Annotated in this window: 11 protein-coding genes and 1 pseudogene; 6 read left to right on the top strand and 6 right to left on the bottom strand. The window is 61.8% G+C overall.

Annotated elements, in window-relative coordinates; translation table 11 throughout:
• Window positions 1-15 precede the first annotated feature (15 nt).
• The 5 genes from B0G76_RS23160 to B0G76_RS23180 all read right to left on the bottom strand — a co-directional run bounded on the left by B0G76_RS23160 (window position 16) and on the right by B0G76_RS23180 (window position 7,348).
• Complete coding sequence (locus B0G76_RS23160) at window positions 16-219, bottom strand: hypothetical protein (RefSeq protein WP_120294607.1); 204 nt, start codon at window positions 217-219, stop codon at window positions 16-18.
• A gap of 184 nt (window positions 220-403) precedes the next feature.
• Complete coding sequence (locus B0G76_RS23165) at window positions 404-1,942, bottom strand: efflux transporter outer membrane subunit (RefSeq protein ID WP_120294608.1); 1,539 nt, start codon at window positions 1,940-1,942, stop codon at window positions 404-406.
• Window positions 1,927-3,042 (bottom strand): HlyD family secretion protein, encoded by a 1,116-nt coding sequence (locus B0G76_RS23170; protein ID WP_120294609.1) that lies wholly within the window; start codon window positions 3,040-3,042, stop codon window positions 1,927-1,929. Before B0G76_RS23170 ends, B0G76_RS23165 begins: the two co-directional genes overlap by 16 nt.
• A 64-nt stretch (window positions 3,043-3,106) precedes the next feature.
• Complete coding sequence (locus B0G76_RS23175; RefSeq protein ID WP_259460686.1) at window positions 3,107-4,717, bottom strand: MFS transporter; 1,611 nt, start codon at window positions 4,715-4,717, stop codon at window positions 3,107-3,109.
• A gap of 246 nt (window positions 4,718-4,963) precedes the next feature.
• Window positions 4,964-7,348 carry a DNA polymerase II gene (locus tag B0G76_RS23180; protein ID WP_120294610.1) on the bottom strand — a complete coding sequence of 795 codons (2,385 nt, stop codon included), beginning with the start codon at window positions 7,346-7,348 and terminating at the stop codon, window positions 4,964-4,966.
• 171 nt (window positions 7,349-7,519) lie between these two features.
• On the opposite strand from B0G76_RS23180, the gene B0G76_RS23185 reads away from it, so the two are divergent.
• Window positions 7,520-7,945, top strand: coding sequence for a PRC-barrel domain-containing protein (locus B0G76_RS23185; RefSeq protein WP_120294611.1), 426 nt, complete (start codon window positions 7,520-7,522; stop codon window positions 7,943-7,945).
• Window positions 7,946-8,053: 108 nt separating this feature from the next.
• Here B0G76_RS23185 and B0G76_RS23190 read toward each other — a convergent pair whose 3' ends face one another.
• Window positions 8,054-9,064, bottom strand: coding sequence for a DUF2891 domain-containing protein (locus tag B0G76_RS23190; RefSeq protein ID WP_120294612.1), 1,011 nt, complete (start codon window positions 9,062-9,064; stop codon window positions 8,054-8,056).
• A gap of 288 nt (window positions 9,065-9,352) precedes the next feature.
• On the opposite strand from B0G76_RS23190, the gene B0G76_RS23195 reads away from it, so the two are divergent.
• The 5 genes and pseudogenes from B0G76_RS23195 to B0G76_RS23215 form a co-directional block, all read left to right on the top strand.
• Window positions 9,353-9,787, top strand: coding sequence for a hypothetical protein (locus B0G76_RS23195; protein ID WP_147394074.1), 435 nt, complete (start codon window positions 9,353-9,355; stop codon window positions 9,785-9,787).
• A 14-nt stretch (window positions 9,788-9,801) separates the two neighbouring features.
• Window positions 9,802-10,275, top strand: coding sequence for a helix-turn-helix domain-containing protein (locus tag B0G76_RS23200; protein WP_120294614.1), 474 nt, complete (start codon window positions 9,802-9,804; stop codon window positions 10,273-10,275).
• A gap of 233 nt (window positions 10,276-10,508) precedes the next feature.
• Window positions 10,509-10,871, top strand: coding sequence for a transposase (locus tag B0G76_RS23205; protein WP_183082119.1), 363 nt, complete (start codon window positions 10,509-10,511; stop codon window positions 10,869-10,871).
• Window positions 10,846-11,823 (top strand): transposase, encoded by a 978-nt coding sequence (locus B0G76_RS23210; protein ID WP_183082120.1) that lies wholly within the window; start codon window positions 10,846-10,848, stop codon window positions 11,821-11,823. Before B0G76_RS23205 ends, B0G76_RS23210 begins: the two co-directional genes overlap by 26 nt.
• 47 nt (window positions 11,824-11,870) lie before the next feature.
• Window positions 11,871-12,431 (top strand): annotated as a pseudogene (locus B0G76_RS23215) (IS630 family transposase); the annotation flags it as partial.
• Between the last annotated feature and the right edge of the window lie 350 nt (window positions 12,432-12,781).

Consider the following 12,781-nt stretch of genomic DNA (forward strand, 5'->3'; position numbering starts at 1 on the left):
CACGCGCTCCACGTCTTACTTGCTGCCCTGCACGGTTTGGCTGTTGTCCTGTGACGCCTGAGCCGGTGCATTTTGATCCGCGCCACTCTGGTCCGTGTGGACGGGTTGATAGCGCGTGTGTTCGTGATCGTGATTCACGTGCATATGCTCATTGGCAAAGGCCGGCGTAAAAAAGGAAGTGCTTAAAACCACGGCCACAAAAAACGCAGTGACTTTCATGATGAACCTCTCTGCTTGACGTGAAGCGCGTCGGTTTAACGCCCTTTAATTCTATTCACGGCAAGGGGCAGTGGAAACACGGGCGTGGCTCGATCTGAACGATTGCAATCGGGTTATTCGTTTTATGGACAACAAGTTGGCCATTCGTCGAGTCAGGTGACGATTTCGTCGTTGCATGTCTGCATCAGGGTTGCCGGGCGGCGACATGGGACGCGTCGGTTGCCTCCTGCCAGCCTCCACCCAGCGCCTTGTAAAGCGCGACAAGTGCAAGCGCCATATCACGGTCGCTTTGCGCCAGCTTGTCGTCGGCGGCGTACAGCGAGCGTTCGGCGTCCAGCACGGAGAGGAAGTCATTGAGACCCTGCCGATAGAGCCGTGTCGCGATAGTCACGGCCTCGCGGTCGGCGGCGACCTCGGCAGCCAGCCGATCACGCCGCACGTGTGACTGCGCATACGACACGAGCGCGGTTTCGACATCGCGCAACGCCCCCAGAACCGTCCGCTGGTACACGGCCGCGGCCTGATCGGTCCGCGCCTCCTCGGCACGCATTTCGAAGCGGACCTTACCCGCGTCGAATATGAGCCAGCTGATGTTCGGACCAATCGAGAAGTAGCGGCTCGGCGCGGTGAGAAACGTCGATGCGTTCAGGCTCTCCAGGCCCGCGACGCCGGTCAGCGAGAAGTGCGGATAGAGATCGGCCTGAGCGACGCCGATGCGGGCATTCGCGGCGGCAATCCGGTGGTCGGCCGCCCGGATATCCGGACGGCGGCGCAGGAGGTCGGACGGAAGGCCGACAGGCACGTCGGCCACGGCCGAAGGAATCGCTTGCGGCGTATCGAGCTGGGCAAGCAATTCTTCCGGCGGATGCCCGATCAGCGCGCCAATGCGATAGATGGACGCGCGTTCATCGGCCTCGAACGTCGGGATGGCGGCTTCAGTATCGGAGACTTGAGCCTGCGCACGCAGCACGTCGAGACGCGACGCGAGGCCCGCGTCGAATTGCGATCGCGTCAGCGACAGCGAATCCTGCTGGATGGACAAATTGTTGCGTGCGACCGCGAGTTGCCGTTGCACCCCGCGTAACTCGATGTAGTTGCGCGCCACCTCGGCGAGCAAGGTCAACTCGACGTCGCCAAGGTCCGCCACGGCGGCTTGATATGAGGCATCGGCTGATTCGACGCCGCGACGTTTGCCGCCGAATACGTCGATCTCCCACGAAGCGTCGAAACCGGCCTGCCATAGATTACCGTTAGCGCCTGGACCGAGGCCGCCAGGCGGCACGCCGACCGGCACATTGGCGCTACCGTGAGTCCGATCGTATTGGGCGCCTGCGTCGGCGGTGGGGTATTGCTCCGCACCGGCGATGCCTCGCAAGGCCCGCGCTTCACGTACGCGGGCCTGGGCAATGGCGAGGTCGGGCGCAGCATGCAGCGCTTCGGTCATGAGCGCGTTGAGCGTCGCGTCGTCGAAGCCTTCCCACCAGGCGTCATGCGACGTTTGCGCTTCTTTTGCCGTGTTTGCCGCCGAGCCCGTTTGCTCCGTAAATGCCGCCGGCATGACGGGCTTCGGCGGCACGTAGTCGGGGCCCACGGTACAACCCGTGAGGAGTCCCGCCCATGTCGCGACGATAGCGCCCAGGCCTGCGACAGAAGTGAAACGGCGTCGCGGATAAGGCGGGAGGCTCGCCGGCGGCGCTGCCGCTAGTTTCAGAACCCGAGCCATGCCGGACGCTCCCTGACGAAGATTTCCGTTTCGACAGACATGCCCGGCGAGATCAATTTAAGCGCTTCTCCAGGGTTGTCGAGTTCGATTTTTACCGGCACGCGCTGCACCACCTTCACGAAATTGCCCGTTGCGTTTTCCGGCGGCAGAAGTGCGAAGTGCGAGCCTGTGCCGCGCTGGATGCTGTCGACGTGACCGCGCAGGCGCAAGTTCGGAAATGCGTCGACGGAGACCTTGACCGTCTGGCCGGGCCGAACGTGGGTCAATTGCGTTTCCTTATAGTTCGCGATCACATAGAGCTTGTCCGGGACGACCGACAGCAGCGTTTGCCCAGGCTGCACATAGTTACCCTTTTCGACGCTCTTGTTTGCGACGCTGCCGGACTCGGTTGTGTAGATTTTCGTGTACGAGAGATTGAGCGTTGCTTGCGCGAGCATGGCTTGAGACTGAGCGACCGAGGCCTCCGCCGTTTTGACCTGGGCGCGTGCAAGTGTGGCCTGCGCCTGTAGTGCATCGACCTTGACCTGGGCCGCGGTTACGGAAGCACGCGTGCCGTCGGCGGCCGCCTTCCCCTCGTCGACGCGTTCCGATGACACGGCGCGCACATCGGAGACGGATTGCAGCCGCGCCAGATTGGCGCCGGCAAGTTTCGCATTGGCGTGGGCAACGTCAAGCTCCGCCTTTTGCTGGCCGATATTGGCGTCGGCCACCGCGACCTGATTGCGGGCCTCTTCCAGCTTCCCAATGGTCGCCTCGACATTGGCGCGCGCGAGATCCACCTGAACGACATAGTCGCGCGGGTCAAGTTCGACAAGGAGTTCGCCGGCGGTGACCTTGCTGTTGTCGTTGATATGAAGGGTCTGCACGTAAGCCGGCACCTTCGGAATGACCGAGACCAGATGCGCGTCGACATAGGCGTCGTCGGTCTCTTGCTCGTACAGGCCGGGCACCAGGAAATACGCCGAGATCGCCAGCAGAACGATCAGAACGAGCAGGCCGAGGATCAGCCAGCGTCGATTGTCAGGCAGCGGCGGCGCCGCAGGCGCAGCAGCGGCGGGCGGCGGGGTGGCCGGTTTTTGAACCGGTGGCGCGTCGCTCATCGTTGGCTCCGTTTGCGAGTGTGGAAAGGGTTTGGAAGAGACAGGGTTCGCATGGCCGCGCTCCTTATTTTTTGGCTACCGGGGTCGGCGGAATGATGGGGACGAGGCACAGTGCGATCACACCGACCGCCGCCATGAAGGCGAAAGCGTCCGCGTAGGCGAGCGTGGCGGCCTGGTGCGCGCCTGCTTCGGCCAGCATCTTTACCGCCGCGCGTTGGCTCTCGACAGGAGAATAGCCGCCGCGCGTGACCAGCGTTGCGCTCACCGACGCGAGCCAGTCTCGTGTGACCGGATTGTCGTGGCGCAGGTGTTCGAACAGGCGCGATGAATGAAGCGTCTCGCGATGCCCGATGAGAATGGTCAGCAGCGCGACCCCGAGCGACGCGCCGAACTGCCTGAAGGTCATGTAAAGCGAAACGCCGTCGAGCAGCTTGTTCTGTTCGATTCTCGCTACCGTGCCGCTGCCCACCGCGGGAAGCAACGGCGACAGGCAGCAGGCGTAAAGAATCAGCGGAAGAATGTAGTAATAACCGGGTGTGTCCGTCGTCAGCAGACGATTGAACAGAACCATCGACGCGATCAACGTGACGAGCGCGATCACGATCGTTTTGCGCTGACCGATTCGCGCGATCAGACCGACCATGAGCGGCCGGATGGCCGCGGCCGTCAATGCATAGACGCATATGATCTGTCCGGTCTGGGTCGCACTATGAGTATGGGTCGACAGATTGCGCAGAAACTCGGGCAGCACGAACAGGCTGCCCGACAGGATCATGCCGGTGAAGACGCCGATCAACGCGGACGAGAGCACGTAGCGGTCACGCAGCAGGCCGAGCCAGAGGAGCGGCGATCGATTCGCCGGAGTCGCTTGCCAGATAATGAAAAGGAGCAGAGCCGCGCCGCTCGTCCACGCTAGCACGCGAATATGAAAGGATCCGAACCAGTCGTCGATTTCACCGCGATTGAGGATGATCTGAAGCGAAATCAGCGCCGTTGCGAGGAGGACGATGCCGAGCCAGTCGGTCCGGATCACGCGGTCGGAGGAAGGGGGCGGAAGCGTCGGAAAGTAGCGGGCCAGCAGCCATATGGCACCGGCCGCGTACAACAGATTCGGCAGAAAGATCAGCCGCCAGTTGAAATGGTCCGTGATATAGCCGCTGACCAGAAGCCCCGCCGCGCTTGATAGGTAGAGCAGCGTGGACGCCTTCATCAACGAAGGGCTGCGCTGTGGTTTGGCCATCAGGACGTAGATGCTCGCCCGCCACCATACGACGAGACCCGCGCCGGCCAGTCCCTGGACGGCGCGCCAGATCAGCATCGATTCGAGATTCGGGGATATCGCGCAACCCATGGAGGCAATCGCGAACACGACGATGGTCGAGATCAGGAAGCGCTTGTAACCATAGTGCCCGGCCATCCAGACCGAGACCGGCACGCCGAGGAACAGCGCGCAGCTATACACCGTCAGCAGCCAGCTCGCTTCATCCGCCGACACGCCGAGCGTGCCGGTCAGATCGGCCAGCACGAGGTTCATGCTGTCGAACGTATAGAACTCCATGCCGGTCGCGAGACCGAGGCCCAGGAGCAGAAGACGCGTATGCGCGGGCGACAGGGGGGGAGCCGCCATGGGCGCGGGCGAAGCCGGCACCGCGGTCGGCAGGGCAGTGTCACTCATTACAACGGCCTATGCGCATTTGACGGGTGGAAATCCCGCGACCACGCTGGCGGCGAGCGAAAACGAGCCGGGCAGCATAGGGGACTCCTCGGTGAACAGGCGCGATGCCGGTACCACAAATTAGATCACGATGCCGTGCATGTTGACCCAGGTGGACCTTAAAAGTCCTGAAGGGAGGCTTAAAACCTGTTACAGCGTCGGCGTGGCCTGGTTGTTGCCGATGGTGCCGGCGGTGTGTCCAACCCGTCAGAACAGCTGTTTCTGACCCGACATCAAGGTCGTAAAGTCGTCGCGCAAGAGCGGCAGGATCGCGTCCGCAACCGGTTGCAACTGCCGCGTCAGATAGTGTTCGTAGTCGATTGCCGAGCGCAATGTTTCGAGCGGCTCCGGTCCGGCGGTCGTCATGACATAGCTGATCCAGCCGCCGTTCTGGTATTGCAACGGACGCCCCTGTTGCCGGTTGAACTCGTCGGCCACCCGTGCCGCGCGCACGTGCGGCGGCACGTTGCGCTCGTACTCGCCGAGCGAGCGGCGCAGCCGCTTGCGGTACACCAGCTGATCGTCCAGTTTTCCGGCCAACGTATCGCGCACGTAGTCGCGCACATAGTCCTGATACGGCTGTTGCCTGAAGATTCGCCCATAGAGTTCCTGCTGGAACTGCTGGGCGAGCGGCGTCCAGTCGGTCCGCACGGTTTCGAGCCCTTTGTAGACGATATCCTCGCTGCCGTCCGGCAAAACAGTCAGCCCGGCATAACGTTTCTTGCTGCCTTCTTCGGCGCCGCGAATCGTCGGCATGAAAAAACGCTTGTAGTGCCGCTCGAATTGCAACTCGAGCGCGCTCTCGAGGCCGAAACGCGCCTGCAGATTCTGCCGCCACCACGCGTTGATATGCTCGACGAGCGCACGGCCGATGCGGCTCGCGTCTTCTTCGCTATGTGCGTGCTTCAGCCATACGAACGTTGAATCCGTGTCGCCGTAGATGACTTCGTAGCCTTGCGCCACGATCAGCTCACGCGTGGTGTGCATGATTTCATGGCCGCGTATGGTGATCGACGACGCGAGACGCGGGTCGAAGAAGCGGCAGCCGGTGGAGCCGAGCACGCCATAGAAGGCGTTCATGATGATCTTCAAGGCCTGCGAAAGCGGCTTGTTGTGCTCGCGTTTGGCGGCTTCGCGCCCTTGCCACACCTGGCCGACGATCGACGGCAAACAATGATGTGTGCGCGAGAAGCGTGCGCCGAGAAAGCCCGGCACCGATTGATCGTCACCGGGATTCAGCATGCCTTCTACGAGACCCACCGGGTCGATCAGAAACGTACGGATGATCGACGGGTACAGGCTCTTGTAGTCGAGCACGAGGACGGAATCGTAGAGACCGGGCCGCGAATCCATCACGAAACCACCGGGGCTCGCCGCGCCGGCTACGTCGCCGAGATTCGGTGCTACATAGCCTTGCCGATGCATCCGCGGCATATACAGATGCGTGAATGCCGCGACCGATCCGCCGCTCCGGTCCGCCGGCAGACCGGTGACCGTCGCGCGTTCCAGCAGAAACGGCAGCAACTCGGTCTTCGCAAAGATGCGCGTCACCAGCTCGCAATCTTTCAGGTTGTACCGTGCAAGGGCGGGCTTGTCCTCGTCGAAGCGGCGCTGGATTTCATCCATGCGCTGATAAGGATTGTCGATCGACTTGCCTTCGCCCAACACGGAACGCGCCACATACTCGAGGCTGAACGAAGGGAAACTCCATGTGGCGGAGCGCAACGCTTCGATACCGTCGATGATCAATCTTCCCGCGGCGCCCGCGAAGAAATGGTTCTGTTTGTGACCGTGCTCGCGCCATTCCATGACTGCGCCGCCGCGGCCGAGTCGCAACGGCACGCGCAATTGTTCGGCGTGCTGCTGCAGCACGCGCAGATCGAACTGCACAAGATTCCAGCCGATGATCGCGTCGGGGTCGTGCCGTTCCAGCCACGTGTTCAACTTTTCGAGCAACTGTGCGCGGGTTTCGCAGTATTCGAGGTCGAAGTCGATACCGCCGCCATCGCTGCCATCGCCACTATCCCCATTCGGCGGTCCCAACATATAGACCTGACGCTGTCCGCACCCTTCGAGTGCGATGGAATAGAGCTCGGCGTGCGCGCTGGTTTCGATGTCGAGTGACACCAGCTTCAACGACGGCCGGTAGTGAGTCGCCGGCTTCAATTCACTGTTCAGAAGCGGGCCGCCTTGCTGCGGATCGCCGCCGAACCACACCGGGGCGGTAATGAACCGCTCCATCATGTAGCGCTCGGGCGGGAAAATATCGGCCTCGTAGACATCGACGCCGCCTTGTTTCAGGCGTTTCTCGAAGCCCGTCAATTGCCGGTACTGCGGGCAGTAAAGCCCCATCACCGTCCGATGCTGGAAATCGCATAGATCGAGCGGGCGCAGATCGAGCGGCGCTTCACGGCGCAGGATCGTTTCCGCGCGCTCCCGGTGCTCCGCCGGAATGAAGGCCACGGAAGGCTGAGGGCGCAGACGGATGTGACTGGGCCCGCCGTCTGTTGCCAGCCAGAAATCCACTTCCGTGCCGGCGGGTGTATCCCGCCAATGTCGGGTCAGAATGAAACCCTGCTCAAGCTCAGTCAACCTTCCACCTCTAAACGGGCCTTATCGCCTGGCTCGATTTTACCGTTATGCGGTTGTGGCCGTGGCACGGCTGGATGCAGGCGTGCCGCGTAGTCTGTATCATCGTTTTGCAGCGATTCCTTCGGCGCAGGCCATGCGCCGGTCAAGTCTATTAAAAACGGAGTGAACAGAATGACTTTGAGCAAACTTGTTGTTGTGGTCGCGGTAGCTGCAACCAGCTTTGGCGCGCAGGCGCAAGTTGCCGGCACGCAACCCTTGAGCGTCACGGTCGAGCAGTCGAATGCGCTGCTGAGCGGCTGGAGTGTGAAGAAGAGCATTCTCGGCAAGGCCGTGTATAACGACCAGAACGAGAAGATCGGTTCGATCCGCGATCTCGTGGTCGCTCCCGATGGCTCGCTGTCCGCAGCGATCGTTGCTGCCGGTGGATTTCTGGGCGTGGCGTCGCATGACGTAGCGGTGCCGATCGCTGCGCTGGATATTCGTTCTGGGAATTTCTATCTGGCTGGCGCGACCAAAGATGCCTTGAAGGCGACGCCCGAGTTTCAGTACAACAAGGTTCAGGCACCGCCGAAGCCTAAAAAGCTGACCGGCCAGTAATGCACGGCGCCGGTGGATTCGAGCGCCGGGCTGTAGCCGGCGGCGCTTGAATCACGCGGCAAAAAACACGGCGCTTGCGGCGCGAATCGGTTGCTTGCTAAAGCCGTTTCACGCTTCCAGCGCGAGCGTGGCGAACGTACCCAGCCAGTGTTCGCCCATATAGTCGCCGGCCACGTGCGGCAGGGCGCTCAGAAGATGACGCTCGGCCGAGTCGCACAATACGGTGCGGCGCACGTCGCCCACGGGCAGCGCGCGCGCCAGCGACCGCTGGCACCATGCGCGGCTCAGATTCAGGCCGTCCAGGTGCGCGATCTTGCCGTCGGTACGATCGGTCACGGTGACGGGTTCGAACAGCGTGGCGGGCTTTTTCGCGCCGAGGTCGGGCAAAAAGCGCCTGAACCATTCGACGAATTGCGCCGGCGGCAACACGCGCCGCATCAATTCCGCTTCCATCAGCGAGGGCGACAAAAACTCGTCGCCAGCGGGCTCCCAGGCCTGACACGCGACGTCGTTCAGAAACCAGCGCTCCGCCGTATTCACCAGCAGCGCTTCAAGCGATTCACGCGACGTTTGCCGTGCGAAATCGAGCGTGAGTGAAAGCGCGAATGCCATGTTGAAGTGCGTACCGACACGCAAAGGGTAGGTCGCTTTCGGCAGAAATTCCTCGAAGCGTTCGACAAAGGTCTCGGTAAGCGGTGCAAAAGTCCTGGACCAGCGCGCGGCTTCCGATAGCTTCAGCGAATGGAGTTGCGCGCTCAGCGCGAGCAGCCACGCCCACCCATACGGACGCTCGAAACCGCGATTGTGCGGCAGGTCGAGATACGCAAGCTCGCCGGCCACATTCGCGGCGGTGAAATGCTCGTCGACCACCGCGACGATGCGCGCCGCTTCAGGCAGATCGGGAAAGCGGTCGAGCAGATGCAGGATCAGCCAGTAGCCATGCACGCATGAATGCCAGTCGTAGCTGCCGTAAAAAATCGGATGCAGTGCGCGCGGGCCTTGCACGTCTTGAGGACCGGCAAGCGAGTGGGTCAGCTTGTTCGGATACTCGCGCGTGAGATGGGCGAGCGCGAGATTGGCGAATCTGGACGCGAATTCGGGCGTGAGTTGAACGGTCATTGGCGCCTCCTCAAAAGCGGAATACGAAACGGTACGACAGTATGGTATTGATGATTGGTAATAGTAAAGCAGTTGGCTATGGCGTCTTGATCGCACCGTTCCGGTCTTTCCGTTCCAGCGACCAGATCGACGCGCGCTGCCGCTGCAGTTCCGCCGCTGCGGCATTCACCCGCCGCCGCTACCCCCGCTGCCCCCGGACGTGCCAGTCCCCACCGCTTTGAGTAAGTAACGAGTAAGTCCAGCAGTCTTGGAGTCGATGCCGCCTCATCCATCTACTCAGGACTCGACGTGAAAAAATCTCTTTACCGTGAGCGCAGGCTTCTGTTGGCGATCGCATCGTTCTTCATGGTTTCGCGTGTGGCCTGGGCCGACGGCCAGAGCCCGGAGCCGCCCACGGCGGACGATACAGGCTTCACCGTGCTGAACAATGCGGCCAACGTAACGCATTGGGGCCTGGGCGTGGGAGCCGGCATCGAGTCGGCGCCGTACAAAGGCTATGGCACGAAATACACGCCGATTCCGCTGATTTCGTTCGACAACAAATGGGTGCATGCGTTTGGCACGGCCGTCGACCTGAAGATCGGCAAGTGGAGCAACGTGAGCCTCGCGCTGCGCGGACAGTACGCGATCGGCGACGGCTACAAGGCCCCCGATGCCCCGATTCTGAGCGGTAAGTGTTCCTGGTCATCCGATTTGAATTCCGCTAACCTGGCGCCTTCATGAGGCTGGAGTAGCGGATGAGGTGCGTTGTAGAACTGAGCGAAGCCGAGGAACTGACATTGCAGCAGTTGTCGATCAACCACCGTTACCGGGATACGCGCACGCGTGCAGCTGGCCTGCTGAAGCCGGGGCGTGGGATCAGGCCGCAGGCGATTGCCGAACAGTTCGGCGTGAGTGCCCAGAGCGTCTACAACTGGTTTCACGCGTGGCGTGAGAGTGGCATATGCGGCCTGATGGGCGGTCACTGCGGCGGCCGGCGGCCGCTGCTGTCCGAAGCCCAGATCGCGGTGGCCCTTGAGATCGCGCGGACCGAGCCACTGACCTTGGTACGTATTGCCCAGCGAGTCGAAGCCGTGCTCAACGAACCACTGCCATGCAAAATCGAAACGCTCGGCGAGGCGCTCAAGCGCAGCGGCTTCTCGTTCAAACGCAACCGTTTCTCGCTCCAAAAAAGCGGCCAGTTTTCGCCGAAAGCCGCACACAGACCATGAACCGGCTATCGCCTATCCTTACATAACGCGTAGTGGTTCCTGGCAGCGTAGCTGCGACGCGCTCTGGTGCATCGGACAACTGTCGGATTGCCTGTAAAAAAGCATGGCTGCGGTCATGATCAGTCGCACATTCTGGTGAGCACTGCTTCCCGCTGGAGAGATTTGTTTTTCCTGTGACGTGACCGGGCCAGGGCTACCGCGCGCATTGTGATGCCCCAATGCGGAGGTTCATCATGTCACAAGAACTCCCCATGCTCGATCCGCTAGCCGCATTCGTGGACGTCGGCAGCGAACACATGCATGTTTCGGTGGGCGGCAACAGGCCGGAAGTGTTCGGCACCGTGACCTCGCAGTTACACGCGTTGCGCGACTGGCTGCTCGCACAGGGCGTACGTTCCGTTGCGATGGAAGCGACCGGCGTGTACTGGCTGCCGTTGTACGGTGTACTGGAAAGTGCCGGTCTGGAAGTGCGCATGGTCAATGGCCGGCAGACGCGCAACCTGCCAGGCAGGAAGACCGACATGACTGACAGCCAGTGGGGGGCCACGCTGCACATGCATGGTCTGCTGCATGCACGGCTTCGTGCCACCGGCTGACATCCGCCGGCTGCAGGACTACCTGCGCCTGCGCGCCGATCACGTGGCGGCCGCCGTCACCTGCGTGCAACTGATGCAGAAGGCCTTCGAGCGCATGAACATCAAGCTGCATGATGTCATCTCCTCCCTGGCCGGCGTCAGCGGCCTGGCGGTGACGCGCGCGATCGTGGCCGGCGAGCGTTCCCCTGAGGCCCTGGTGGCACTGTGCGACGTGCAGATCCGGCGCAGGAAGGAACAGGCCGTGATCGAGGCCCTGCGGGGCACGTGGGCCGACGAGCACATCTTCGCGCCCGGTCAGGCACTGCAATCCTGGGACCACTACCAGAAACTCATCGCCGCTTGCGACGAGCGCATCGCCACCGTGCTGCCGCCGCACGATGACACCCAACCGCCGCTGCCCAGGTCCACCCGACGGACCGGCGTCAACGCCCCGGAAATTGCCAGGCTGCGCGAGATACTGGCCCAGATGTGTGGCGGACGGGATCTGACGAAGCTGCCCGCGCTGTCGTCCTACGGCGTGCTGCAACTCATCGGGGAGGTGGGTACCGACCTGAGCGCCTGGCCCACTGAAAAACACTTCACCGCCTGGGCCGGACTGGCACCGGGCAACCACGATAGCGGCAAACGCAGGAAAGGCGTCAGGCGCGCCCGCAACCGGACTGGACGGCTGTTCTGCATGATGGCGCAAAGCCTGGTACGCAGCAGGGATATTGCGCTGGGTGGTTTCTACCGCCGTCTCGCGGCACGCCGCGGCGGCCTGGTCGCGACCAAGGCGCTGGCGCGCAAGCTCGCCGCCTGGTTCTGGCGCGTGATGGTCAAAGGCGACGACTACGTTGAAAAGGGACTCGCGCGCTACGAGGAACAGGTCCGCAAAACCAGGGAACAGGCCCTCAAACGTTTAGCCAGGGAGTTGGGGCGCGAGCTGGTGCCGCTCCCCGGCGTTTCCGACTAACTTAAAAACCCACTGACTGCGGGAGGGTTCATGGAGAGCGCAACGAAGAAGCGTTCGCCATGAAGCAGGCCACGCTCGCGAAGCTCCAGCGGGCTGTACGAGACAAAGTCGTGCGACTGCTGTATCTGGACGAGGCCGGCTTTCATGGATCGCCGCCGGTGCAGCGTAGCTGGTCACCGCGAGGCTTGCCCCATCAGGTCGAACCAAATCATCATTGCCGTCGCAGCGTGATCGGCGCGCTGGACTTCGGCGAAAACACGCTGATCCACGCCGCACATAGCGGGACTATCAAAGCCCCGAATGTCGAGCACTTCATCGACGGCGTGCTTGCGCGCGCCGCCAGTATGCCCACCGTGATCGTGCTGGACAATGCGAGCATCCATCACGCTATCAGCGAGGCAACGCGGCAACGCTGGCTGCTTGAACATAAGACCGTCCTGTTTTATCTGCCTGCGTACAGTCCCGAACTGAACATGATCGAGATCGTCTGGCGGCACCTGAAATATCGATGGCGTCGAGCCCTCACCTGGACACGCGAAACCATCGGCACCGAACTTACAGCACTGCCAAGCAGATACGGTCAAGATTTTCAAACCGATTTTTCGTGAATACTTATTGATCTGGCGCACGACGCTGGTTCACCGCGGCCGCCTTGCAAGGGGAGGCTGTGGTGCAAATAGCGATCAACGAATCGGTTAGAGTGTCGGCCTGACCGATCTGCGGGCCCGCGATGAGCAAGCTGAAAAGTCCGGACGTGCTGTTCGCCGGCCGTCGCTTTGACCGTGACGTAATCATTCTTTGTGTGCGCTGGTACGGTTGATCCAAAGGCTTCGACGAAATGGCCAAGGGAGTTAGCGGAATGGGACGCTCGCGCGAAGACGTTTGCGGACGAGGACTTCAATGATATGTACGGCCTCAAGCGAAAAATCTTCGAATGGGCTGCAGGATGGAGTGCTTC

Origin of the sequence: Paraburkholderia sp. BL23I1N1 (assembly GCF_003610295.1) — a bacterium.
Classification (GTDB): Bacteria; Pseudomonadota; Gammaproteobacteria; order Burkholderiales; family Burkholderiaceae; genus Paraburkholderia.

What these genes read in the sequence shown, in the direction of transcription:
- B0G76_RS23200 (WP_120294614.1), top strand. Translation starts at nt 9,802, where the DNA reads ATGAGGTGCGTTGTAGAACTGAGCGAAGCCGAGGAACTGACATTGCAG.
- B0G76_RS23190 (WP_120294612.1), bottom strand. Translation starts at nt 9,064, where the DNA reads ATGACCGTTCAACTCACGCCCGAATTCGCGTCCAGATTCGCCAATCTC.
- B0G76_RS23175 (WP_259460686.1), bottom strand. Translation starts at nt 4,717, where the DNA reads ATGAGTGACACTGCCCTGCCGACCGCGGTGCCGGCTTCGCCCGCGCCC.
- B0G76_RS23165 (WP_120294608.1), bottom strand. Translation starts at nt 1,942, where the DNA reads ATGGCTCGGGTTCTGAAACTAGCGGCAGCGCCGCCGGCGAGCCTCCCG.
- B0G76_RS23210 (WP_183082120.1), top strand. Translation starts at nt 10,846, where the DNA reads ATGCACGGCTTCGTGCCACCGGCTGACATCCGCCGGCTGCAGGACTAC.
- B0G76_RS23205 (WP_183082119.1), top strand. Translation starts at nt 10,509, where the DNA reads ATGTCACAAGAACTCCCCATGCTCGATCCGCTAGCCGCATTCGTGGAC.
- B0G76_RS23185 (WP_120294611.1), top strand. Translation starts at nt 7,520, where the DNA reads ATGACTTTGAGCAAACTTGTTGTTGTGGTCGCGGTAGCTGCAACCAGC.
- B0G76_RS23170 (WP_120294609.1), bottom strand. Translation starts at nt 3,042, where the DNA reads ATGAGCGACGCGCCACCGGTTCAAAAACCGGCCACCCCGCCGCCCGCC.
- B0G76_RS23160 (WP_120294607.1), bottom strand. Translation starts at nt 219, where the DNA reads ATGAAAGTCACTGCGTTTTTTGTGGCCGTGGTTTTAAGCACTTCCTTT.